Origin of the sequence: Faecalibacterium sp. AF27-11BH (assembly GCF_003603005.1) — a bacterium.
Lineage (GTDB): Bacteria > Bacillota > Clostridia > Oscillospirales > Ruminococcaceae > Faecalibacterium > Faecalibacterium taiwanense.
Genome location: NZ_QVGS01000007.1, coordinates 18,849 through 41,423, shown reverse-complemented (window position 1 = coordinate 41,423; position 22,575 = coordinate 18,849). Strand labels below are relative to the sequence as shown.

Sequence of the window (22,575 nt, the reverse complement as noted above, 5' to 3'; positions counted from 1 at the left end):
GAAGTATAATACCATACAGGCCCCATTCTGTCAAGCAAAAAATGCAAAAATCTTTTTTCTTTTTTCAAAGCCCGCAAAGCACTGCTTTACAGCAGCCACATGCCCGCAAAGCCCAAAGCAAAGCCAAGCGCGGCTCCGCCCACGACATCGCGGATATGGTGCACGCCGGTCAGCACACGGCCAACACAGATGAGCACCGTGATGCCCACCATCACCCAGCCCGCCTTCGGGTAGAAATACATCCATACCATGGCCAGCACGGAAGCGCTCAGCGCGTGGCGGGATGGGAAGGAGTGTCCCCGGGTCTCCTTGTGCCGCAGCGGTTCAAAGCCGGGCTGTTCATAGGGACGCGGCAGGTTCAGCCTGTCCCGCAGGATGGTGCCGCCCCAGAAGGTAAGCCCCGGCACGAACACCGTCCGCGCAATGACGGCGGTGAGGTCCAGCGCGGCCTGACGCTGACTGCCCAGAAGCCGAAACAGCCGGACGTTCAGCAGGCAGAGCAGCACCGGATAACATACAAAAGGGATGAGCGGCAGCCAGCGGTCCAGTGCCACCACACAGCGCTTGGCTGTGGGGTGGGCATCCATCCAGCTGTGCAGGGCGTGATAATGTTCTGCGGTCAAAAAAGATCCCTCCGCATCGGGCACCTGAAAAATTAAAAGCAGGTGTCCAGATAATTTTCCACATCAAAGGGTTCCGGGGTGGAATCCTTGCGCAGGTACAGCGGGTGGTGGGGGTGGCCCTTTTTGCTGCGCCTGCCAAAGGTGACCCACGGGATCTCCCGCTCCCGCGTCAGGGCCACCATCTCCCGCATCAGGCCGGGCAGATAGTCCCGCTTTTCGATCAGCGTGCCCCACGCTGCCCACATGGTGGGTTCGGTCTGGGCCAGAACGGCTTTGAGCCAGCGCAGGTTTTCGTCACACAGGGCACGGTCCGGCACACGGTCCATATCGTTAGGGTCGGTGGCGCGCTGGGGATACACGTTGAACATGATCCAGCTGTCAAAGCCGTTGGCGGCGGCAAGGCGCTCCACACTTTTCAAGGTGGGATCCAGCGCACCGGGCTGGGCGGTGCTGGGGTTGATGCCAATGCATACCAGCGGGTGGGTGCCAACGCGGCCCAGTACGTAACGGTAAGGCTGATATGTATGCGGCTCGTAATACCAGATGCCGCCGGGATATTCGTCGGCCTTGAGTACGGGGATCTGTTCGGTCTGCATGGAAAGAATGCTCCTATCATTGTTTGCTTTCTATTATCGTACCTGAAACTGCAGGATAAATCAACTCTTTTGTGCGGAAAATCCTCCCATAAAATCAAATTTCATGGTATACTAAAGAAGGACGCTGCGGCAGCTGGCTGCAGCGCATTGCAGATGAGAAAAAGGAGCAACTATGCTGGAAGATTACAAGAACGCACTGAAGAGCGGCCAGCGTGCTTACCGTGCCTGTGTGGCGCGCGGCCAGTCGCCGTATCTTGCGGTGCTGGACGATATTCTGGTCAATGTGAACATCGTGGCGCAGGAGCCGCTGGGCCTTGTGGAGATCCCGGCGGAAAGCATCGTCGGCACAAAGACCAGCGGCCGTCACACCGCCTTTGCACCGAACTTTATGCCCCTGCTGGAGCCGGACACCGAGTTTGCAGGCAAGTGGTCGAACCTCTGCGATGCGCATTTGGAAGAAGGTATCCACACCCCCATCATTGCCTACGAGTTCCTGAACAAATTCTATGTGCAGGAAGGCAACAAGCGGGTATCGGTGCTCAAGTATTTTGATGCGGTCAGGATCGCGGGCACGGTCACGCGGCTCGTCCCGGAACGGAACGACAGTCTGGAAAACCGTATCTACTACGAATTTCTGGATTTTTACAAGCTCTCCAAGGTCAACGATGTGCATTTCTCCCGTCTGGGGGGTTACGCAAAATTGCAGACGCTGGTGTGCAAGGCCAGCGGTGAAAGCTGGACGGATGATGACCGGCTGAGCTTTTCCTCCTTCTATACCATGTTCCGCCAGCAGTTTCTGGCTCTGGGCGGCGACGGACTGAATCTGACTGCCGGCGATGCCATGCTGGTGTATCTGTCGGTCTACCGTTACGCGGATGCCTGCGAGAGCACGCCCAGCCAGATGAAGCAGAATCTGGAAAAGCTGTGGGATGAGGTGAAGGTGCTCACCGAGCCGCAGGCCGTGGCCCTTTCGCTGGAGCCGAAGCAGGGCCCCGGCGAACCGCTGCTGGCAAAGCTGAACATCTTTACAAAGCCCAGCGAGCTGAAGGTGGTGTTCCTGCACGAGCACAACGCCGAAAACAGCGCATGGGTGCGCGCCCACGACAAGGGCATCGAAGCGCTGCAGCAGGCGTTCCCGGACCGGGTATTCATCACCCGCAAAGAGAACATCGAGCCTGAGGTGGACGCGGAGCAGGTGCTGGAGGATGTGGCTCACGACAATGCCGACGTGGTGTTCACCTCAAGTGCCCGGATGCATACCGCCTGCCTGAAGGTGGCGGCCCAGCACCCCAAGACCCGCATCCTGAACTGCTCGCTCAACGCGCCGCACCCGCTGGTGCGCACCTACTATCCCCGCACGTATGAAGTGACCTATCTGCTGGGAATGCTGGCCGGTGTGCTGACCAAGACCGACCGCGTAGGCTATGTGGCGGCAAACCCGGTGTACGGCATCCCGGCGGCAGTAAACGCCTATGCGCAGGGCCTGAAGACCGTGCGCCCGGACGCAAAGGTGGTGCTGCGCTGGGCCTGCCTGCCGGACCCGGCACACCCGCTGGATTTCTCTGACCGGCCGGATGTGGAGATCTTCTATGCCCGCGATAACCGCGAGCCGGAAGGCACCCACCGGGACTACGGTCTGTGCCGCCGCCAGCCGGACGGCACCCTGCAGCCGCTGGGCCTGCCGGTGTGGCGGTGGGATACCTTTTATACCGAGATCATCCGCTCCATTTTTGACGGTGCATGGGACAGCGATGCAGCGGGAGCCAGAGCCGTGAATTACTGGTGGGGGATGAGCAGCGGCGCAGAGGAGATCGATTACAGCAAAGACCTGCCCGCAGGCACTTTACAGCTGCTGGACCTGATGGAAAAGATGCTGAGCGAGAACAACCTGCGCATCTTCCCGGAAGACCTGTACGCGCAGGGGCATGTGCTGCACTCGCCGGAGGCCGTGGTCTACAGTCCCAAGGAATTGATGGAGATGGACTGGCTGGACGAATGCGTGGAAGGTGCGCTGCCGCACTACGATGAACTGGATGTAAAAACGCATGTGCTTATGGCGATCAACGGCCTCAATACCCTGAAAGGGTTTGTGAAATAAGCGGCCCTCAGGCCGAGAGAGAACGGAGCAAACCGATGTGAAAATTCTTGCAATTTCGGATGTGCCCTCTAAAGCACTGTGGGACTACGGTACCCGCGAACATCTGGAAGGCATCGACCTGATCCTTTCCTGCGGGGATCTGCCGCAGAAGTATCTGGAATATCTTACGAACTTTACGGCTGCGCCCATCTTGTATGTCCACGGCAACCACGACGGCAGTTACAGGGAAAATGAACCTGGTGGATGCATTTGTGTGGACGACAGCGTGTATGTGTGGAAGGGCCTGCGCATTATGGGATTGGGCGGCAGCATCCGCTACAATAATCGGGAGGACAGCTTCCAGTATACGGAAAGGGAAATGCGCCGCCGTGTGCGCAAACTCTGGCGCAAGGCCCATCATGTGGGCGGCATCGATCTGCTGCTCACCCACTCCCCGGCGGCTGGCCTGAACGACAGCACGGATCATGCTCACAAGGGCTTTGCGTGCTTCAATGATCTGATGGATGAATACGAGCCGCAGTGGTTCGTGCACGGCCATGTGCACCTGAACTATGATGCAAAGCTGCCGCGCGTATGCACCCGCGGCAAGACCACCGTGATCAACGCTACCGAGCGCTATGTGTTCGAGATCCCGGACCCGGACCCAGTGATCCAGCATTATCCGCTCTGGAAAAGATGGTTTGATGTAAAATGAAAAGCTGCCTTGCATTTTTGGATGCAGGGCAGCTTTTTTACGGTTTAAAATGGAGCCTTGTGTGGGAACGGACAACCTGCCGCAAAACAGGTGCGGAGTGCTTTGCAGCAGGAGAAAAGAATACAGGAAAAGTTACAGCTCCAGCTTGCCGGAGACTTTGTTGATCACGTAATAGGCGGCGTCTTCCTCGGGCTTGACGTATACCTTGCAGGACTGCACGCCAACCTTGTGGGTAGCGCGGTAATCGGCCTTGGCACGGTCGATGATATCGGTCACGTTATACTGCTTGCCGCTGAACTCCACATACAGCTCCGGTGCAAGCGGGGGACGGCCGCGGCGTGCAGGGGCCTTGGCAGATTTACGGGTCTTAGACTCCTTGGCCTCAGCGGCAGGAGCTTCCACAGCAGGAGCAGCCGCTGCGGTCTTTTTCTTTTCGGGCATAGATAAACCCCTCCTTGATCGTATTTGGATGCTGCACAGGGGGCTGCGCAGCATTGGCTCCATGAAATATATTACTTATATAATAAGTTTTTAGAAATGGTTTGTAAAGTCTTTTTTGCAAAAAACTTTCGGAAAAAGGCAGGAAATCGGGAAACAAACTGTCCGGAATGCTTTTTGCGGACGCAGTGCCGTGCAAATGCCGCCAAAACACAGAAAAAGGCAGACTTTTCACAGCACTTTCGAGGAAGCCGAAAAGTACAAACCTTTCGGGTTAAAAACGCGGTTTCCGGGTGCCGATTTACTCCCGGCAAAGCTCCTCGGCGCGTTGCACAACAGGGGCAAGAAGCTCCTCGTCCCAGTCCTCGGCAAGGGTGAACAGCAGCTGATAAACGGCGGCCTGCGCCTGACCCTGCGGGCGCTTTTGGGCCAGCGCAAACGCGGCAGAAAGCATTTGCAGCTTGAGGGTGCGGATACTCTCGGGCGCAGCCCACAGGCGGACAAAATCGTAATCGTTCGTGTTGCCGCAGGGCATGGCACAGGTGGCGCAGCCCGGGGCAACGCGGTGCTTTTCAGTCTGGACGATGGCAAGCATCCGCTGCAGCCTTTCCTCCGGTGCATCCGGCTGCGCGGCAAGGCGCAGACCGGCGTTCAGCACCTCGTCGGTGTCGTCCGTTTTGGGCTCGTTGGTGGTGGCCCGGGCAAGCCCCACGAGGGCACCCAAAAGGGTATCTCTTGCCTGCTGAGCAGGGGTGACAGGCGCTTTTAAAAGTTCAGACATGGCACAGTTCCTTTCAATGGTTCTTTCTGCGGAAAGTATAGCCGATTTTAACGGTATTTACAAGATGAATTGAGCCGATGCTGTTTGCGGTCATGATCCCTTCCGTGAAAAATGCAATACCGGACAGACCGCAGTCTGTCCGGTATTGCTCTAATAAAAAATAGTATTTCCGCTAAAGATGCTCAGAGCGAAGCGGAGAGCATTTAAAATCGTGCTCAGATCAGGCCCGGCACTTCTTTTGCCAGCAGCTCCGCCAGCTGTGCGTGGCCCTTGCGGGTCAGGTGCATGAAATCCACCTTGTTGAACTCGCAGTCCTTTGCATCGAGGAAGTGCACGCCCTGCCGCTCGCAGATGATGCGGAGCTGCCCGGCTACACCGGCAGATTTTTCCACACAGCCATCGCCCATCACAGCGTCGTGGAAGCCTGCGCCGATGGGAGGAGGTGCCACCACCAGAATGTTGGGCTGCTTGGTGCCCCAGCAGTCCACGCTCTTTGCTTTGAGGATCAGCCGCTCCATGCCCGCAGCGATGCAGGCGGCATTGGCACCAAAGCGCTCCTTCACATCATTCGTGCCCAGCATGATGATGAGCAGGTCGATGACCTCGTGGCTCTTGAGCAGGGCATAGATGACGCTGAGGGCATCCATGGATTCGTGGATGGGGTCCACAAATACGGTGGTGCGGCCGGAAAGTCCCTCTTCGGTCACAAGGTATTCGTCGCCCAGCGCCTTCTGCAGGCGGCAGGTCCAGCGCTCCTCTTCATTGAAGCGGATGCCGTGGTCGGCGCAGTCGTTCGGGTCGGCACAGTAGCCGTGGGTGTTGGAATCGCCCAGACAGAGGATATGTGTTTTCATATATGATTACTCCTTTTCCATGGTCTGTCGGAAGTAGTACACTGCGCCCACCATACCGGCATCGTTGTGCAGCTGAGCGGCGCGCACTTCCAGCCCCTCTGCAAAGGCGGGCATGACCGATGCTTTCACCTTTGCGGCAATGGGTTCGATCAGCAGTTTCTGCTGCGCGCTCACGCCGCCGCCGATCAGAATGAGCTGCGGGTTGAAGATGTGCACCATGCCTGCAAGGCCCTGTGCGATCTCGTCCGTCCAGTGGTCCAGCAGGGCAAGAACTGTCTCGTTGCCTGCTTCGGCTGCGGCAAAGATGGCGCGGCCATCCTTCCAATCGGGGTTCTTTTCCTGTGCGGCGCGCACCAGCGCGGTGGTGGCAGCGTAGCGTTCCCAGCAGCCCTTTGCGCCGCAGGTACAGTCCACACCGTCCAGCGCGTGGGTGCGGTAGTGACCCAGCTCACCGCCAAGGCCCCGTGCACCCTCTAACAAATGGCCTCCGGTCAGGATGCCGCCGCCCACGCCGGTGCCAAGGGTCACACCGATCACGTCCGTATAGCCCTGTGCAGCGCCGACCCACACTTCACCCAGTGTCATGCAGTTGGCGTCGTTGGCCACTGTGACGGGCAGGCCGAAGTCCTCTTCCAGCGCAGACTTGATAGGGCTGCCGATGTAATTGGGGAAGTTGCCGCAGGTACCGGCCACGATGCCCTTGCGGCTGTCGATCTGACCGGTGGCCGAAACGCCGATGCCCGCAAGACTTTCCACCGGGATGAAATTTGCGGTCAAAAACTCCTTTGCGGCCCTGCGCACGGTGGTAAGAACAGGCGTCTGGTAGCCGTCAAAGCTGACGCTTGCTTCGCCCTTGAGCAGCACCCTGCCGGTCTCGTCCACGATGCCCAGCTTGACGGCAGTGCCGCCGATATCAATGCCAAAATACTGTTTCATCCGGCACACTCCATTTTACTTTTTTGCGGCGTTGATGGCACCGGTAAAGCGGGCCGTGATCTCTGCCGGGCGGGTGATGGCACCGCCCACCACCAGTGCGAATGCACCGGCTTCCAGCGCCTTGACCGCCTGCTCCGGGTAGTGGATGTGGCCCTCGGCAATGACCTTTGCCGGGCACTCTGCGGCCAGCTTATGGACAAAATCAAAGTCGATATCGTCAATGCCCTTGGTCTCCGGGGTGTAGCCGCGCATGGTGGTGCCCACAAAGTCGGCACCGGCTTCGGCGCAGGCCATGGCATTCTCAAAGTTGTCGCAGTCGGCCATCACCAGCTGGTCGGGATACTTTGCCTTGATGGCGCGGATGAACTGGGCGGAGGTGGAGCCGTCCGGGCGCAGGGCACCGGTGCCCTGCACGGCAAGGATGTCCACGCCGCACTCCACCAGCTCGTCCACTTCCTTCATGGTAACGGTGATGTACATGGGCGTGCCGGGGTAGTCCTTTTTGATGATGCCGATGACCGGCAGATCCACCACCTGCTTGATCTGGGTAATGTCGCGCACGGTGTTGGCACGGATGCCCACAGCACCGCTCATGGCGGCGGCTTTTGCCATCAGCGGCATCACGCCGCCTTCTTTCGTGTACAGGGGCTCCGTCTCCAGTGCCTGACAGGAGACGATCAGACCGCCTTTGATCTGAGCAAACAGCTTTTCCTTATCCATCGTTCAATCCTCCATCCGAATCTTTACAACAGCCTTGCGCACGCCCACACAGCCGTGCTGTACAAGGCCGGGTTTGTGCAGCTCCGTGGGGAAGAACAGCACAAAGCGTCCTTCGCCCAGTGTGCCGGTCACGACACTGGCGCTGTCCTGAAAACCGCAGTCGCCGGTAAAATCGCCGATCTCCCTGCCGGGATTTGTGGTAAAGCCCCAGCCCTCGCTGCCGGTGATGTCGAGCTGCAGGTCGGCGTACTTTTTGTGATATTCCGGGTGGTAGCCGTGGTCGGAATGGAGCGTGGCATCCATCGTGTTGATGAATACCTCCTCGCCATCCACCTCGGTGCGGCCCAGAGGCAGGCTGGCAGGGTCGTGGGTCAGCAGGTAATCAATGGCCGTGTCGAGATTTTTGCAAAGGCCCTTGTAGCGCGTCAGGTGCTGCAGGGTATCACAGATCATAAAACGTCCCTCCAAAAACAAGCGCCCGCTCTCCCCTCTGAAAAGAGACGGAGAGGGGCGCTGCTTCAATTTTACAGTTTTGCGATGGCAGCTTCGATCATGGCCTGTGCTTCGGCCACGATGGCTTCATCTTCCGGGATCAGGCCGGGCATCGGCTCACGCACGCCGCCCAGCTCCAGACCGTACATCCGGCGCAGGATCTCCTTCTGTACGGCGTACAGGTTGCCGTGGGCTTCGCACATCTTGTAGATGATACGGTCGGCCTCGTACTGGATCTCCTGAGCCTGCTTGATCTCGCCCTTGTTGATGTGATCGTTCATGGCCAGATACAGCTCGGGCATGACGGCGTAGGTGCCGCCGATGCCGCCGTCTGCGCCGATCACACGGCCGGAAACAAACTGCTCATCGGGGCCGTTGAACACCACAAAATTCCCCTCGCCGCGGGCGGCGATACCGGCATCCTTGAACATCTGGATGTCCTGCGTGGGCATGGAGCTGTTCTTCACAGCCACTACATTGGGGTTCTTGAGCATTTCCTTCAGCAGGCTCATGGTCAGGCCGGTGCCTGCCAGCTGCGGGATGTTGTAGATGACGAACTCGGTGTTGGGAGCAGCAGCGGACATATCGTTCCAGTACTTTGCAATGGCGTACTCCGGCAGGTGGAAGTAGATGGGAGGAATGGATGCAATGGCATCCACGCCCACGCTCTCGGCATGGCGGGCCAGCTCCACGCTGTCGGCGGTATTGTTGCAGCCGACATGCGCAATGACGGTCAGCTTGCCCTTGGCTTCGCTCATCACGGCTTCCAGAACGGCCTTGCGCTCATCTACGTGCTGGTAGATGCACTCGCCGGAGGAACCGCCTACATACACGCCCTTGACGCCTTTGGCGATCAGATGGCGGGTAAGGGCCTTGACGCCCTCGGTAGAAATATTGCCCTCTGCGTCGTAGCAGGCGTAAAAGGCGGGGATGACACCCTGATATTTTTTGATATCTTTCATGTTCCAAACCCTTCTTTAAAAATAGTAATAAATACAGATGAAATGGTTTTGCATCAAGCTCGTACGCTTTCTGTTCCGGGCAGCGGCATCAGCGCCCTCTTGCGGTGCCCTGCATCCGCTTCGGCCCTTGGGCGGGCCTTGCGTCTTGCAGACCGCTGCGCCAAAAATCCCTCCCTGTTTCCGCCGCAGGCGGCGGTCGGGATTTTAGCCCTTAACAGCACCCATAGCGATGCCCTTGGTAAAGTACTTCTGGAAAATGAGGAAGATGATGATGATAGGCACAGCAGCCAGTGCGGCACCTGCCATGATCAGGCCAAAGTCGGTGCTGTTCTCAGCCTGCAGCTTTGCAATGCCCAGAGAAATGGTCAGGTTGCTGGTGCTGGACAGCATGATCAACTGCATGAAGTAGTCGTTCCAGCTGTTGATGAAGGTAAAAATGGCCAGTGCACCGATGCCCGGCTTGACCATGGGCAGCACGATGTCGATGAAGGTCTTGGCCTCGCTTGCACCGTCGATGCGGGCCGCTTCCAGCATCTCAGTGGGAATGCCCTCACTGAACTGCTTCATCAGGAACACACCAAAGGGCCAGCCCACGATGGGGAAGATGACGGCCCAGATGGTGTTGTACAGGTTCAGGCTGCTCATTTCGCGCAGCAGGGGAATCAGAATGACCTGCTTGGGCAGAGCCATTGCACACACGATGAGGGTGAACAGCAGCTTGCGGCCTACAAAGCGCTTTTTTGCCAGTGCATAGCCGGCCATGGCGGCTGTGATGCAGGTGAGGATCATGGACATGACGGCCATGAACACGGTGTTGATCATCCAGCGGATGGCAGCGGGAGCGGTGGGGCCTACCGAGAAGTAGATGGGCTCGCCGTTAGCGCTGAACTTGGAGCCAAAGGGCACAGCCAGCTGCCACAGCGGGGCGCTCTTGCCGGAGAACAGCTTCTGGTAGTTGGTCAGCACCCACTGGCTGGGCCACCATTCGGGGGTGGTGGCGTTGATGGCGGCACCGGTCTTGAAGGAACCGGTGATGATCCAGTACAGCGGGAAGGCGAACAGCACCGCAACGATGCTGATGAGGATCAGCGTCAGGATCATGTAGGCGCTCATTCTCTTGAGCTTGCTGGGGTGACGCTTCAACGGTTTTTGCTTTTTTGCAGCGGCATTTGCACTCATTGTCCGGCACCTCCTTTAATTATCCTGATTGCCCAGCTTGAACTGGACGGCCGACAGAATGGCGATGATGACTGCCAGCACCACACCCATTGCGTTGCCGTAGCCGTAGCGGTACAGCTTGAAGGCGGTGTAGTAGATGTAGTACATGATGGTATCGGTGCTGTGGTTGGGGCCGCCGGAAGTCAGAAGTTGGATCAGCGCAAAGCACTGGAAGGAGTTGATGGTGGTAATGACCAGAATGTACAAGGTGGTGGGCATGATGGCGGGCCACTTGATCTTCCAGAAACACTGGAAATCGGTGGCACCATCCACTTCTGCAGCTTCCACGATGGACTGGTCCACATTGCCCAGAGCGGAAACGTACAGCACGATGGGCTGGCCCACAGAGGTGGTGAGCAGGATCAGGATGATGCAGCCCAGAGCAAAGCGCTCATCACCCAGCCAGTTGATGTTCTTGTCAATGAGGCCCAGAGTCTTGCCCAGATAGTTGAAGATGCCATAGTAGTTGTTGTACATCCACTTCCACACCACGGTAACAGCCACAGAGCCGGTGACCACGGGCAGGTAGAACACGCAGCGGAAAAGGCTGGTAGCCCACTCGGGCAGGTCTACGATGGCAGAGGAGACCCACAGCGAGAAGGCGCAGGTCACGGGCACGGACACCACCACGATGATGAAGGTGTTCTTTAAGGCACCCAGAAAGATGGGGTCTGTGAACAGTTCCTTGTAGTTTGCAAGCCCCACAAAGATGTCGGCACGGTTCATGGTGGAATCGAAGAAGCTGGTCACCACGCACAGCACCATGGGGTAAATGACGAAGCCCAGAAAGAAGATCAGGCTGGGCAGCAGGAAGCAATAGGAAGCGAAGGTCTCGCGCCGTACCAGCGCACTGCTGCGCTTAGGCTCTTTGATCGCCGTTTTTGCAGCCAAGAGAATCACCGTTCCTTTCGGTTATGATTTTTTTTTTACAAATAAAGCCCCTCCCTCGTCGGGATCTTCGAGGAAGGGGCGAAGCGTCAATAATTATCTGCCCCCGGCAGAGTGGATGGGCTTATGCCTGTGCGGCAGCGTTTGCGTTGTCCACAAAGGTCTTGACGGCAGTCTCGACATCCTCACCGGAGCCGACGCGCTGCAGCATGTTCCACCACTCGGTACGTGCGGTTGCCCAGCCCGGAGTGATCTGGTAGTAGTCGCCCAGATAAGCCATGAACTTGCTGTACTCGCTCATGATCTCGTTGTCGGCGTAGATATCGCCCACGCTGGTGCGGACCGGGAAGTAGGTGGAAGCCAGCACACTGTCCTTAACCTGATCGGGGTCGGCAGCGATGAAGTCGATGAAGGTCCTGGCTGCTTCGATCTTGGCCTCGTCGCCGTTATCAAAGATGCCGAAGCCCCAGATGCCGCCACACAGCTTCGGGTCGCCGCTGTCGGTGGGGAAGGCCATGGGGAAGATCTCGTCGCCATCGTTGGTCAGACCGGCGGCGTTGTTGTCGCTGTTGGCCTGCTGTGCAATGTTCCAGCAGAATGCCATCTGCAGGGTGCCGTTGCGGAACAGGGTAATCTCGTCGCCGCCTGCGATGGAAGCGTCAAAGTTGATGCCCTTGGTGTCGTGCAGGGTCTGGATCGCCTTGATGTTCTCGGCGGAGTCGGCAGTGTACTTGGTGTGGGCTGCATCGGTAAAGGTGCCGCCGTACATGTTGTTGATGATGGCGCGGGTGCCCTGGTCGCCGCCCTGACCTGCGCAGTAGATGGCTGCAACGTTCTCGTAACCGCCGTTGTACAGGGCATCAACGGTCTTCAGGAAGCCGTCGGTGCTCCAGGTATGCTTGTCGGTATCAATGTACTGGTCAGCGCCCACTTCCTTGACCTTGGTCATGTTCACGGCCATGCAGTGTGCGGTCATGCACAGGGGATACTCGTAGTAGTTGCCGGCAGTGTCCTTGCAGGCGGACTCAACGGACTCGTAAATGTCCTTCTTGGCATCGTCGGTCCACAGGTCGTTCAGCGGAGCCATAACGCCCTTTGCGCCCCAGTTTGCAACCAGACGCTCGGGACCTTCCATGATCAGATCAGGTGCGCTGCCGCCCTCGATGGCGGTGTTCACCTGATCGTCGCCGTTGGTGTAGTCCAGATACTCCACAGTGACCTTGATGTCAGGATACTTTGCGTTGAAGCTGGAAACCAGACCCTGAACGGTCTCGTCATTGCCCCAGCCGCCGATGGGGTATGTCCACAGCTTGATGCTGGTGGAAGAAGCAGCTGCGCTTGCAGCGGTAGAACCTGCGGTGGAAGCAGCAGTGCTGGTGCTTGCAGAAGAGCCGCCGCATGCGGCCAGAGCGCCGGCTGCGCCCAGAATGCCAGCGGCCTTCAGGAACGAACGGCGGGAAATGCAGTTTTTCATAGTAGTTTCTCCTTCGCATTCAAGATGCTTCACGTTGTTGGCGGCCTGCCGTGCCAGCGGCCGCTCTTGATGGCTCCATTATAGAAAAATATTTTCATTTTGTCCATTCATGGTTTTCATAAATTTTCAGAATGACAGTGTACATTGTGCACAAAAGCGTGGGATATATGTTGAAATGCAAAGAAAACCTTGCTTTACTCTTCTGAAATTATTACAGAACGGTACAAACCCACCAAAACGATAGTGAAAATGTTTTTCTAAACAAAAATGCAAAATTGAAAGATATTTTCACAAAATGGCCGGTTTTTCCGCCAAAACTGTGTGCTCTGCACAGAACTGCGAGCCAAAATGTGGGCAATGCGTCTCTTGCGAAGCGGGGACGAATCTTTTATACTTTTTACAAAGGTGAATGAAACGGTCGGCAGCTGATCCGGGTCGGTGGACTGCTGCGCCGGAAAAGAGGAAAAAGAAAAATGGCAACGAATTTTTGGGAGCTGCTGCAGCAGCATCAGGGCGACCTGACAAAATCGGGCCGCACCGTGGCGGACTATCTTGTGCAGCACGCGGCAGAGGCACAGTATCTGTCCATCTCCTCGCTGGCAAAGGAGTGCTGTGTGGCAGAGGCAACGGTGTTCCGCTTCTGCCGGGCGCTGGGGTTTGAGGGCTATCATGAAATGCGCATTGCGCTGGCGCAGGCCAACGCCACCGGTGCACTGGTCAACCAGCATGTGCCGGAGCCGGATGCCGACACGGCAACTTTGTGCGAGCACGCCAGCGCCCTGCTGATGACTACTATCAACGGCACCCAGAACAATCTTTCGCCGGAGGCGGTGGACAAGGCTTCGGAGCTGATGCACAAGGCCCGGCAGGTGTACTGCCTTGGTCAGGGCGGCAGCATGTATATTGCAAATGATATCTGCGCCCGCTTTGCCTGCATCTCCACCAAGTTCCGCACGGCAGGCGACAGCCACATGCAGCTGATCACGGCCAGCCTGATGACCCCGGAGGATGTGGTGCTGTTCGTTTCCTATTCCGGCGCTACCCGCGATATGCTGGAAACGCTGCGCGCGGCCAAGGCGGCGGGCGCAAAGATCATTCTGCTCACCCATTATGAGGATTCGCCCGGCGCAAAGCTGGCGGATATCGTGCTGCTGTGTGGTGCGCAGGAAAGCCCGCTGGACTCCGGCAACATCCCGGTCAAGGTGGCGCTGCTGTATGTGGCTGAAGTGCTGGTGCTGCGCTACACCATGGACGACCCCGAAAATGCCAACGCCGCACAGGATCGCACCAGTGAAGCGCTGGCGGTCAAAATGCTGTAAAATATTGCCCGCAAGGCCCCTGCAGAGCCCGTGTTCTGTGGGGGCCTTGGCATATCCGGCAAAGGGTGCGTAAAATCTGTTTCTGATCTTTTTCAAAAAAAAATAGACCTCATCTTTTCGATGAAGTCTATTTTTCTTTAGCCTCTTAACTTAACGGCATTGGGCGAATGCCTGATGGGCTTTTATGTCGGTGGTGGGGGTCTCCCGCGCACTGAGCAACAGCCCGCAGGGCTGATTGCTCCCCTGCTGTGCAGGGTCGTGCTGTTCGACCCGCTCACACGCCGCAGATAAAAAGAAAGCCCCCCAGACAAGCTGGAGGGCTTCCTTTTTATGCCGGTGGTGGGGGTCGAACCCACACGTGTTATTAGCACAAGGGATTTTGAGTTTTTATCCTTATCTTCCATCTGGTGTCATCCAGTGATATCTAGTGGTATCTGGTTCCCACTTCACAAAGGCAAAATTCACGCCTCAATGAACAATAATTTGAAATATCCACGATTTTTCGATGCGTTTTCCCTCTACTCTGTTTTTTCGATTTGGACCGCCCAAATGGAAATTGGAGGGATGTTCAGGAGGGATGCAGGGCCTGTCATTCAGGACTGTGCACACAGGCTTTTTCTTTTTTTGGAAAATATTTCAAACCCGTGCAATTCCGGGGGGGGGGGGGGGGTGGGGGGGGGGGGGGAGGCTCATTCGTATCCAGAATGAAGCGACAAAACCGGGTGCACACCCCGGCAGCGACACACAATAAGAAGAGGGGATATATTATTATGAAAAAGACGGTTTCTGTTTGCATGACGGCTGTGATGGCTCTTTCCCTGCTGGCAGGCGGCGCGGTACAGGCATACGCACTTTCGGCAGAGACGGTGGAACCAGTTTCTGCTGTGGCTGAGGGAAACTGTATTTCCAGCAGCTGGAAGCGTGCTTCCGACCCGGCACTGACCGAGAAAGTCCGCAAAGTGTTCGACAAGGCCTTTGAAGGTCTGGAGGGCGTTTCCTATACGCCTGTAGCCCTGCTGGCAAGCCGCACCACCGGCTTCGGTACCCAGTATCGCATTTTGTGCAAGGCGACTGTCGTCGTACCGGACGCACAGGAAGAATATGTGGTGGTCACGCTGCAGCGCGGCTGGCTGGGCAAGGCAGAAATTCTGGACATTGGCGACACGCTGTGCCTGACAAATCTGGACTATGAGGAAGGCACTGTGGGCGCCTGGCAGGAAGCGGAGTCCCCCGCCATGACGGAGGAAGCCACGGCGGCGTTCAACAAGGCCACCGAGGGCTTTGTGGGCGTGGACTATGTGCCGGTGGCTCTGTTGAGCACCCAGACCGTGGCAGGCACGAACTACCGCATCCTGTGCGAAGCAACCACGGTTTATCCGGGTGCTGAGATGCACTATGCCGTCGTGAACGTGTATGAAAGTCTGGAGGGCAATGCCAACATCATCAGCGTGACCGATGGATATGTGAGCTAAGGGAGAGTTTTTGATTCAGAAGGTCCTCCGCTGCACCTTGGGTATATTCAGCGGAAACATTTATTTTGATATTGCAAACAAGCCAGACCGACGGGTCTGGCTTGTTTGCTGTTCCACGGAGTGGGCGTGGAGGAAAAGTGCTCCGCAGTATAACCTCAAAGCTGTGAGCCTTTTTATTTGACTCGTCCCTTTTCTGTTATCACTCTGCCTGTATCTCTTCCACCAGCGGCAGATAGTCGGCACAGTATTTTCGGTATAGCGGCTGCACCAGCTGCCGGAAGTTCTGCATTTCTTCTTCGGGCAGCGGCAGTTCCTGGCACCCGCCAGCCAATGCCGCTTTTCGGGCAGCTGTTTCCTCCTGCGCCCAGAGCTGGCGCTCGTATTGCGCCGATGCCCGGGCGCACGCTTGCAGGATCTGCCGGTATTCCTCCGGCAGTGCATCCCATGTGCGGCCGGAAGCCAGCTGCACCTCCGGTACGCGGCTGTGCTCATCGGCCATGTAGTACCGTGCCACCTTGTAGTGCTCCATGGAATAGTAGGCCGGCCAGTTGTTTTCGGCGGCATCGATCTGCCCGGTCTCAAGCGCCGAGTAGACGTCACTGTACGCCGTGGTCTCCGGCACTGCACCCAGCAGGCGGATCATGTCGATCACGATCTGCGAATCCTGCACGCGGATGGTCTTGCCCTGCAGATCGTTCAGGCTGCGCACCGGCTGACGGGCATAAAACGAGCGGGCACCCGCGTCGTACCAGCTCAGGCCTACCCGTCCCTGCGCGGTAAAGTCCTGCAAAAACTCAGCCCCGATGCTGCCGTCCAGCACGCGCCACATGTGGTCGGCATCCCGGTAGAGATACGGCAGCAGCAGCACGTTGAGCCGGGGCAGATCGTCCGTGACCACCGAGAGCGACACACGGGCAAAATCTACACCGCCAATGGCAAGCTGTTCCCACACCTGCTGTTCCGAGCCGTACTCGCCGTTCGCCTTGACCTGAATGACCACCTTGCCCCCGGTCTGCTGCTGCACAAGGTCTGCAAAATACTGCGCGCCCTGCGTAGTGGGGTACCCGGCGGGCTGGTTGTCGGCATAGGTCAGCACATAGTCCGGTGTAGTCTGCGACTTTGCGGCACAGCCTGCCAGCTGCAAGGCTGCAAAGCCCAGCCCGGCTAAAAAAGTCCGTCTGCGCATGGTGTCTCCCTCCCTTTGCAGATAGTATAGCGCACAAGACTGCCTTTGTGCAAGAGACAGGAAAAGGCGGTGCCCGCCGCAAAGCAGGTACCGCCTTTTTTAGGAGAAGAAGGGAATGTCTCAATTACATCAGGCCCATTGCCTGCGGCAGTGCGGTAGACACTGCCGGGATAAAGGTGACCAGCAGCAGGCCGCCGATGATGGCCACATAGTACATAAGCATGTACGGCATGACCTTGGAAAGCGAGGTGCGGCCCACCTTGATGCCCACGAACAGGGCGTTGCCCACAGGCGGGGTGATGTTGCCGATGCAAAGGTTATACACGAGGATCAGACCGAACTGGATGGTGCTCATGCCAAAGCTCTGGCAGATGGGCAGGAACAGCGGGGTGAAGATGAGAATGGCCGGGGTCACATCCATAAAGGTGCCGGACACCAGCAGGATCACGTTCATGATGAGCAGGATGATGTACTTATTGCTGGTCAGGCTCAGCAGGGCTGCCGCCACAGCATCCGGGATCTGCAAAAAGGCCATGACCCAGCCCAGAATGTTGGAAACACCCACAAGGAACACCACCATGCCGGACATCTTGGCAGAGTCCACGAGGATCTTCCACAGGCTTTTCAGGTTGATGGAGCGGTAGCAGAAGGCAAGGATCAGAGCATAGGCAACGGCAATGGCAGAGCCTTCGGTGGCAGAGAACACACCGCCGATGATGCCGCCGATGACCACAATGATCAGGGACAGGGAAGGCAGGGCGCGCAGGGTGCAGATGCCGAGATTTTTCCAGTCAAACTTGCCGGGGGTGCCTTTATAGCCCAGCTTGACCGCCAGCAGCACGCCCACCACGCAGCAACACAGCGCCCAGATGATGCCGGGAATGTAACCGGCCATGAACAGCGCAGCCACAGAGGTGCCGCCGGATGCCAGAGAGTAGGTAATCAGGGCGTTGGACGGTGGGATCAGCAAACCGGAGCAGGAGGAAGCGGCATTGGTGGCAGCGGTCACGGCGGGGTCGTAGCCCTGCTCCTCGGCACCGTCGCGGATCATGGAGCCAACAGCAGCCGCCGCAGCGGAAGCAGAGCCGGAGATGGCGCCGAACAGAGCGTTGGTGCCGATGTTGGTCACCAGCAGTGCGCCGGGCATCTTGCCCAGAATGGCCATGACGAAATCCACCAGACGCTTGGCGATGCCGCCCTGATTCATGATGTTGCCGGCCAGAATAAAGAACGGGATGGCGGTCAGACTGAACTTGCTCATGCCCACAAAGGTGCGCTGGGCAGCGGTCAGCACGGCCACGTTCAGGTCAATGGAAGAAAGGATGGCAGTCAGGGAAGAGACTGCAATGGCGTACGAGATGGGCACGCCGAGGAACAGCAGCACCAGCAGCACTGCCAGAATTACGAGTAACGCTTGAATTGCCACAGCTTAGTCCTCCTTATTTTCCTTGTCGGCATCGGCAGCCATTTCGGCTTCCACCTTTGCAAAGTCTGCATCCTCCGGGGTATCCAGACAGATGGAGCCGTTGGCGATACCGATAATGTTCAGCACGGAATACACCAGAATGATCACGCCGCAGATGGGCAAGACCCAGTAGAACACGCCCACGGCAACGCCCAGCGAGGAGGTCTGCTGTCCCATAGCCAGCTGGGACACCTGAAAACCGCCGAACACCAGAATGGTCGCAGAGAAGATGAAGGCGATGACCTCAGCAAAGATGTGGAACGCCTTGCGCATGGTGGGGTTGAACCGGTCCACCAGCACGGGAATGTTCATGTGGCCGCGCTCGCCGGAGACGATGGTGGCACCCAGCATGGTGCTCCAGCCGAACAGATAACCCACCAGCTCTTCCGACCATGTGGAGGGAGAATTGAAGATGTAACGCACGATGACCTGATAGGTGGTCAGAACCACCATGACTGTCATGCTCAGACCTGCCAGCAGGTTGAGCACCTTGTTCAGGGTATTTCTCAGTTTTTCCATGATGCTCCTCCTCAGTCCGCAGTGTGGGCAGCGTTGTGCTGCTGGATCAGGTCATAAATGGGCTGCAGTTCCGGGTTTGCTGCCAGCACGGAATCGTGCAGGGGGGCCATAGCCTCCTGAAACGGTGCAGTGTCCGGGTAAATAAAGTTGACGTGCTGCTCGTTCTCGGCCTTGTCTTTCGCCTCAGCCACAGCATCCTCCCAAGCATCCTGCTCGGTGCGCTTCACGATCTGGAAACCTTCTTCAAAGATCGCGCGCTCCTCGTCGCTGAGTTCGTTCAGGAAAGCGTAGTTTGCCACCAGCAGGTCCGGCACCATCTGGTGCATATCGTAGGAGTAATACTTGCAGATATCGCCGTGACCGTTATCGGTCAGAGCCAGCTCATTGTTCTCGGCACCATCCAGAATACCGGCCTGCAGTGCGGTGTACACATCGCCGAAGCCCATGGGCGTAGCGGTGCCGCCCAGCAGACGCATCATTTCCACGTTGGTGGGCGACTGCTGTACGCGGATCTTCAGACCCTTCAGGTCGGAGGGCTGGTTGATGGGGGTCTTGATGGTGTAGAAGTTGCGGGTGCCGGCATCCAGCCATGCCACCGTTTCCAGACCGGCCTTGGAAGTGGTCTTGAAAATGGGGTCCGTCACTTCGGGGTCGTCCATCGCCTCGTGGTAGGCTTCTACGCTGGAGAACAGGTAAGGCAGGTTGAAGATCTGGTATTTGGCACTGAAGGTCTCCATGATGGCAGTGGACGCCACCACAAAGTCGATGGCACCGGTCTGGGTCAGCTGCACCATTTCGGTCTGGGAGCCCAGCAGCTCGCTGGGGTACACCTCCACACGGTACTTATCGCCCAGCTTCTCGTTGATGTAGTTGGCAAAGGCTTCCAGTCCAAGATGATCCGGGTGGGTCTGGGACTGCACATGGCCGATGCGCACGATCTTGCGGTCGTCACCGGAGCCGGCACCGCAGCCGGTAAGCATCATGCTGCTGGTCAGTGCCGCCGCGCCCATCAGCGACAGAAACGTTCTTCTCTTCATGAATGGCATCCTCTCTTTTCACGTTTTTTCTATGATTATATTTTAACAACTCGTTCATTTTTGCGAAACCGGATTATTTTGTGAAACGCAGTACGATTTTGTCTTTGTTGTATCCAAGTACAATTTTTGTGTTTTTTGGACGAAAAAAACTGGCAAAAACAAAAAAGCACCCGTTCCTCTCCTGTTCACAGGCAGGAAAGAACGAGCGCTTCTTTTGGATCCGATTTATCCTTGTGCCGCTTTTTCCGCTGCGGCTACGCGGTATTCCGAAGGGGTCTGGCCGGTCAGGCGCTTGAACACCCTTGTAAAATAGTTGGCGTCGCTGTAACCCACAGCAGCGCCGATATCCTTCAGGCTCAGGCGCGGGTCCAAAATCAGCTGGCGCGCCTTGTCCACCCGGTATTCGTTCAGGTAGGCCGAAAAGTTTACCTTAAAGCACTGCTTGAACAGCTTGCAGAAGTAGGCGTCCGAGTAGCGCAGCGCAGCGGCGGCATCCTGCATGGAGATATCCTCCCTATAATGAGCGTCGATGAAGCGGCTGATCTCGGCACGGATGATGGCGGTGCGCATATCCTCGTCCTCTTCCCGGCGGAGGGGCTCTGCAGGCGCAGGGGGCTGTGCCGGGTGGGCAGGCAGCGGCACCGACACCTGCCGGATGGCATCCTCCACCGCGAATACCAGTTCCTGCTCGTTGTAAGGCTTGAGCAGATAGTCCATCGCCCGCACAGAGATCGCCTGCCGTGCGTAGTCGAACTTATCAAAGCCGGTCAGGAACAGGATGGCGCAATTTTTGTCTGTTTCACGGATCTTGCGCGCCACCTCCAGCCCGGTGAGACCCGGCATTTCAATGTCCAGCACAGCCACCTGCGGCGCTTCGCGGGCAAAAATTTCCAGAGCTTCCCTGCCGTTTTTCGCCTCGTACAGGCTGATCAAATCCCCCAGATACTTCTGCAAGGTCCTGCACAGCACTTTGCGCTCGATCAATTCATCCTCTGCCACCAGCAATTTGCACTTCACGAGAGCGTCTCCTCCTTTTCTTCCGGCTGCTGCGTTTGCGGTAGTTCAAACCGCACCACCGTGCCATGACCTGCGCGGCTGTACACCTGCATTTTACCGCCCGGATACAGCATCCCGATGCGGCGGGAAATATTGCCAAGGCCAATGCTGCGGCCGGTCTGTTCGCTCTGGACAATTTTTGCCTGCACAGCGTCCAGTTCCTCTGGGGTCATTCCCTTGCCGTTGTCCGCGACCGTGAGCACCAGCACCTTGCCCTGCATCCATGCCCGCAGCAGGATGCGTCCGCCTTCCTCGCAGGACTTGAGCCCATGCGAGTAAGCGTTTTCCACCACCGGCTGCAGCATAAAGGACGGCACCAAAACCGCCGCAGGCTGCACCCGGATGCTTTTTTCAACGGTAATGCGTCCGTCAAACCGCATTTGCTGCAAATAAATGTAGTCCTCCAGCCCGTCCAGTTCCTCCTCCAGCGTGATCTGCTGACGCTTGGTGCGCAGGTTGTGCCGGAACAAACTGCCCAGATGCACGATCATCTGGTCGGTGGTGGCAGCATCCTCCAGCCGTGCCATACAGGAGATCATGTTCAGGGTGTTGAACAGAAAATGCGGATTCACCTGACTTTTGAGCACCTCCAGCCGGGTGTGCTCCAGATCCTTTTCCAGTGCAAGGTTCCGCACCTCTTCCCGGTGCAAAGCCTGCTGGGTGGTCAGCTGCTGCGCCATGGCGTGCTTCATCTGGTTAAAGGTTCCCGTCAGCCGCCCCACCTCGTCGCTGCTTTTCACCGGTAGGTCCGGTCTGGAAAAATCGCCCTCGGCAATGCTGCGGGAAGCCTGCGCCAGCCGCAGCAGCGGACGCACCACCGCGCGGCTCAGCACCCGGATGAGCAGCAGCATCAGCGCGGCTGCCGTCAGGAACAGCCCCAGATACAGCCACGGCAGATGCCGGATGTGAGCCGCCGTGCTGCTGTAAAGGGCGTTTTCCTGTTCCAGCGTGGCCTGTGTCAGACGTAGCGCATACTCGGCAAGGTAGTCCTGCAGTGCCATCACATGGTACATCTGTTCAATATAGGTATCTGCCGAGGGGGAAAGCTGCAAAAAGGCATCCCGCTCCTGCCGATAGCCCGCATACCCTTGCAAAAGATTCCATGTGCGGGCATAGCGCTCCTCGCCGATGCGGGCATAATCGAAGGGCAGGGCTGCAAGGCTCTGCTCGGAAGCGGTGCAGGCGGCGGTATAGGCCTGTTCGGTTTCAGAAGTAGGCTGGCGCACATAGCGTGCAAAGGCCTGTGTTTCGTCCTTGAGGGCGTTTTGCACCGTGTAGCAGACGGCGTTGTCGGCCAGCAGCATATCAAAGGAGCGTACCGTCCACTGACCTGCCATGGTAGCAATGCCAGTAGAAAGCATGGTGACCAGCAAAATCGCGGCAAGCCATGCCGTGACCTTGCGGCGCAGGGATATACCGCCCTGTGCGGTTTTGTTCCGTGCCATACGCTTTCCCTCCTGTCCTTGCAGCACCCGGCCTTTTTTATAAGTATAATAATCTCCCGGGGAAAGTGCAACTGCAAAAAGCACCGGTTTCCGCAAAGAAATCGGTGCTTGTAGGCAATGTGTCAGGCTGTCAGCGGGTCAACAACTGAAAATGATTCCGCATCTTCCCAGAAAACACCAAAGTATAAGAAACTGAGCAGAAAAAGAAAAGCAGCCCAAAACCTTTCGATTTCGAGCTGCTTGCTATGCCGGTGGTGGGGGTCTCCCGCGCACTGAGCAACAGCCCGCAGGGCTGATTGCTC

General features: G+C 57.4%; 23 protein-coding genes. 4 read left to right on the top strand and 19 right to left on the bottom strand.

Annotation, left to right across the window (positions count from 1 at the left end):
• Nucleotides 1-86 precede the first annotated feature (86 nt).
• Both DWY76_RS08350 and DWY76_RS08345 read right to left on the bottom strand, forming a co-directional pair.
• Nucleotides 87-623 (bottom strand): phosphatase PAP2 family protein, encoded by a 537-nt coding sequence (locus tag DWY76_RS08350; RefSeq protein WP_044954070.1) that lies wholly within the window; start codon nucleotides 621-623, stop codon nucleotides 87-89.
• 32 nt (nucleotides 624-655) lie between these two features.
• A complete protein-coding gene (locus tag DWY76_RS08345; RefSeq protein ID WP_005944615.1) occupies nucleotides 656-1,219 on the bottom strand; it encodes a DUF1643 domain-containing protein in 564 nt (187 codons plus the stop codon).
• A gap of 172 nt (nucleotides 1,220-1,391) precedes the next feature.
• Between DWY76_RS08345 and DWY76_RS08340 the strand changes: the two genes are divergently transcribed.
• Nucleotides 1,392-3,317: a BMP family ABC transporter substrate-binding protein gene (locus DWY76_RS08340; RefSeq protein WP_120080893.1), complete on the top strand. Its 1,926-nt coding sequence runs from the start codon at nucleotides 1,392-1,394 to the stop codon at nucleotides 3,315-3,317.
• Between the two features lie 37 nt (nucleotides 3,318-3,354).
• Complete coding sequence (locus DWY76_RS08335; protein WP_120080891.1) at nucleotides 3,355-4,011, top strand: metallophosphoesterase family protein; 657 nt, start codon at nucleotides 3,355-3,357, stop codon at nucleotides 4,009-4,011.
• Nucleotides 4,012-4,143: 132 nt separating this feature from the next.
• Here the strand turns inward: DWY76_RS08335 and DWY76_RS08330 are convergent, their stop codons facing one another.
• The 10 genes from DWY76_RS08330 to DWY76_RS08285 all read right to left on the bottom strand — a co-directional run bounded on the left by DWY76_RS08330 (nucleotide 4,144) and on the right by DWY76_RS08285 (nucleotide 12,774).
• Complete coding sequence (locus tag DWY76_RS08330) at nucleotides 4,144-4,452, bottom strand: DUF6465 family protein (protein ID WP_005944609.1); 309 nt, start codon at nucleotides 4,450-4,452, stop codon at nucleotides 4,144-4,146.
• A 298-nt stretch (nucleotides 4,453-4,750) separates the two neighbouring features.
• The gene (locus DWY76_RS08325; protein ID WP_120080889.1) at nucleotides 4,751-5,230 is read right to left on the bottom strand and encodes a hypothetical protein; all 480 of its coding nucleotides are present in this window, start codon (nucleotides 5,228-5,230) and stop codon (nucleotides 4,751-4,753) included.
• Nucleotides 5,231-5,445: 215 nt separating this feature from the next.
• Nucleotides 5,446-6,084, bottom strand: coding sequence for a GDSL-type esterase/lipase family protein (locus DWY76_RS08320; protein WP_097775091.1), 639 nt, complete (start codon nucleotides 6,082-6,084; stop codon nucleotides 5,446-5,448).
• A gap of 6 nt (nucleotides 6,085-6,090) precedes the next feature.
• Nucleotides 6,091-7,020, bottom strand: a complete 930-nt coding sequence (locus DWY76_RS08315; protein WP_120080887.1) for an ROK family protein — start codon at nucleotides 7,018-7,020, stop codon at nucleotides 6,091-6,093.
• Nucleotides 7,021-7,035: 15 nt separating this feature from the next.
• Nucleotides 7,036-7,740, bottom strand: coding sequence for an N-acetylmannosamine-6-phosphate 2-epimerase (locus tag DWY76_RS08310; protein WP_005944596.1), 705 nt, complete (start codon nucleotides 7,738-7,740; stop codon nucleotides 7,036-7,038).
• A gap of 3 nt (nucleotides 7,741-7,743) precedes the next feature.
• The gene (locus tag DWY76_RS08305; RefSeq protein ID WP_097776406.1) at nucleotides 7,744-8,193 is read right to left on the bottom strand and encodes a YhcH/YjgK/YiaL family protein; all 450 of its coding nucleotides are present in this window, start codon (nucleotides 8,191-8,193) and stop codon (nucleotides 7,744-7,746) included.
• A 71-nt stretch (nucleotides 8,194-8,264) separates the two neighbouring features.
• The gene (locus DWY76_RS08300; protein ID WP_097775095.1) at nucleotides 8,265-9,194 is read right to left on the bottom strand and encodes a dihydrodipicolinate synthase family protein; all 930 of its coding nucleotides are present in this window, start codon (nucleotides 9,192-9,194) and stop codon (nucleotides 8,265-8,267) included.
• 204 nt (nucleotides 9,195-9,398) lie between these two features.
• A complete protein-coding gene (locus DWY76_RS08295) occupies nucleotides 9,399-10,373 on the bottom strand; it encodes a carbohydrate ABC transporter permease (protein WP_005944590.1) in 975 nt (324 codons plus the stop codon).
• A 15-nt stretch (nucleotides 10,374-10,388) separates the two neighbouring features.
• Nucleotides 10,389-11,312, bottom strand: coding sequence for a sugar ABC transporter permease (locus DWY76_RS08290; RefSeq protein WP_005944588.1), 924 nt, complete (start codon nucleotides 11,310-11,312; stop codon nucleotides 10,389-10,391).
• Nucleotides 11,313-11,424: 112 nt separating this feature from the next.
• Complete coding sequence (locus DWY76_RS08285) at nucleotides 11,425-12,774, bottom strand: ABC transporter substrate-binding protein (RefSeq protein ID WP_120080885.1); 1,350 nt, start codon at nucleotides 12,772-12,774, stop codon at nucleotides 11,425-11,427.
• 473 nt (nucleotides 12,775-13,247) lie between these two features.
• Between DWY76_RS08285 and DWY76_RS08280 the strand changes: the two genes are divergently transcribed.
• A complete protein-coding gene (locus tag DWY76_RS08280; RefSeq protein ID WP_097775097.1) occupies nucleotides 13,248-14,093 on the top strand; it encodes a MurR/RpiR family transcriptional regulator in 846 nt (281 codons plus the stop codon).
• Nucleotides 14,094-14,863: 770 nt separating this feature from the next.
• Entirely contained in the window at nucleotides 14,864-15,565 is a 702-nt protein-coding gene (locus DWY76_RS14220; RefSeq protein WP_207665842.1) for a hypothetical protein, read from the top strand.
• 199 nt (nucleotides 15,566-15,764) lie between these two features.
• On the opposite strand, the gene DWY76_RS08270 is transcribed toward DWY76_RS14220, so the two are convergent.
• The 7 genes from DWY76_RS08270 to DWY76_RS14215 form a co-directional block, all read right to left on the bottom strand.
• A complete protein-coding gene (locus tag DWY76_RS08270; protein WP_120080883.1) occupies nucleotides 15,765-16,751 on the bottom strand; it encodes a TRAP transporter substrate-binding protein in 987 nt (328 codons plus the stop codon).
• Nucleotides 16,752-16,875: 124 nt separating this feature from the next.
• Nucleotides 16,876-18,177, bottom strand: coding sequence for a TRAP transporter large permease (locus DWY76_RS08265; protein WP_120080881.1), 1,302 nt, complete (start codon nucleotides 18,175-18,177; stop codon nucleotides 16,876-16,878).
• Nucleotides 18,178-18,180: 3 nt separating this feature from the next.
• Nucleotides 18,181-18,735 carry a TRAP transporter small permease gene (locus DWY76_RS08260; RefSeq protein ID WP_120080879.1) on the bottom strand — a complete coding sequence of 185 codons (555 nt, stop codon included), beginning with the start codon at nucleotides 18,733-18,735 and terminating at the stop codon, nucleotides 18,181-18,183.
• An 11-nt stretch (nucleotides 18,736-18,746) separates the two neighbouring features.
• Nucleotides 18,747-19,781, bottom strand: coding sequence for a TRAP transporter substrate-binding protein (locus tag DWY76_RS08255; RefSeq protein WP_005931718.1), 1,035 nt, complete (start codon nucleotides 19,779-19,781; stop codon nucleotides 18,747-18,749).
• Nucleotides 19,782-19,997: 216 nt separating this feature from the next.
• On the bottom strand, nucleotides 19,998-20,789 hold the full coding sequence (locus DWY76_RS08250) for a response regulator (RefSeq protein WP_120080877.1): 792 nt from the start codon (nucleotides 20,787-20,789) through the stop codon (nucleotides 19,998-20,000).
• Complete coding sequence (locus DWY76_RS08245; RefSeq protein WP_120080875.1) at nucleotides 20,786-22,273, bottom strand: sensor histidine kinase; 1,488 nt, start codon at nucleotides 22,271-22,273, stop codon at nucleotides 20,786-20,788. Before DWY76_RS08245 ends, DWY76_RS08250 begins: the two co-directional genes overlap by 4 nt.
• 122 nt (nucleotides 22,274-22,395) lie before the next feature.
• Nucleotides 22,396-22,575 (bottom strand): hypothetical protein (locus tag DWY76_RS14215; RefSeq protein ID WP_207665841.1); only part of this gene is annotated, 180 nt, incomplete at its 5' end.

What these genes read in the sequence shown, in the direction of transcription:
- DWY76_RS08340 (WP_120080893.1), top strand. Translation starts at nt 1,392, where the DNA reads ATGCTGGAAGATTACAAGAACGCACTGAAGAGCGGCCAGCGTGCTTAC.
- DWY76_RS08310 (WP_005944596.1), bottom strand. Translation starts at nt 7,740, where the DNA reads ATGGATAAGGAAAAGCTGTTTGCTCAGATCAAAGGCGGTCTGATCGTC.
- DWY76_RS14220 (WP_207665842.1), top strand. Translation starts at nt 14,864, where the DNA reads ATGAAAAAGACGGTTTCTGTTTGCATGACGGCTGTGATGGCTCTTTCC.
- DWY76_RS08260 (WP_120080879.1), bottom strand. Translation starts at nt 18,735, where the DNA reads ATGGAAAAACTGAGAAATACCCTGAACAAGGTGCTCAACCTGCTGGCA.
- DWY76_RS08280 (WP_097775097.1), top strand. Translation starts at nt 13,248, where the DNA reads ATGGCAACGAATTTTTGGGAGCTGCTGCAGCAGCATCAGGGCGACCTG.
- DWY76_RS08325 (WP_120080889.1), bottom strand. Translation starts at nt 5,230, where the DNA reads ATGTCTGAACTTTTAAAAGCGCCTGTCACCCCTGCTCAGCAGGCAAGA.
- DWY76_RS08330 (WP_005944609.1), bottom strand. Translation starts at nt 4,452, where the DNA reads ATGCCCGAAAAGAAAAAGACCGCAGCGGCTGCTCCTGCTGTGGAAGCT.
- DWY76_RS08285 (WP_120080885.1), bottom strand. Translation starts at nt 12,774, where the DNA reads ATGAAAAACTGCATTTCCCGCCGTTCGTTCCTGAAGGCCGCTGGCATT.
- DWY76_RS08295 (WP_005944590.1), bottom strand. Translation starts at nt 10,373, where the DNA reads ATGAGTGCAAATGCCGCTGCAAAAAAGCAAAAACCGTTGAAGCGTCAC.
- DWY76_RS08320 (WP_097775091.1), bottom strand. Translation starts at nt 6,084, where the DNA reads ATGAAAACACATATCCTCTGTCTGGGCGATTCCAACACCCACGGCTAC.
- DWY76_RS08345 (WP_005944615.1), bottom strand. Translation starts at nt 1,219, where the DNA reads ATGCAGACCGAACAGATCCCCGTACTCAAGGCCGACGAATATCCCGGC.
- DWY76_RS08255 (WP_005931718.1), bottom strand. Translation starts at nt 19,781, where the DNA reads ATGCCATTCATGAAGAGAAGAACGTTTCTGTCGCTGATGGGCGCGGCG.
- DWY76_RS08315 (WP_120080887.1), bottom strand. Translation starts at nt 7,020, where the DNA reads ATGAAACAGTATTTTGGCATTGATATCGGCGGCACTGCCGTCAAGCTG.
- DWY76_RS08245 (WP_120080875.1), bottom strand. Translation starts at nt 22,273, where the DNA reads ATGGCACGGAACAAAACCGCACAGGGCGGTATATCCCTGCGCCGCAAG.
- DWY76_RS08300 (WP_097775095.1), bottom strand. Translation starts at nt 9,194, where the DNA reads ATGAAAGATATCAAAAAATATCAGGGTGTCATCCCCGCCTTTTACGCC.
- DWY76_RS08270 (WP_120080883.1), bottom strand. Translation starts at nt 16,751, where the DNA reads ATGCGCAGACGGACTTTTTTAGCCGGGCTGGGCTTTGCAGCCTTGCAG.
- DWY76_RS08305 (WP_097776406.1), bottom strand. Translation starts at nt 8,193, where the DNA reads ATGATCTGTGATACCCTGCAGCACCTGACGCGCTACAAGGGCCTTTGC.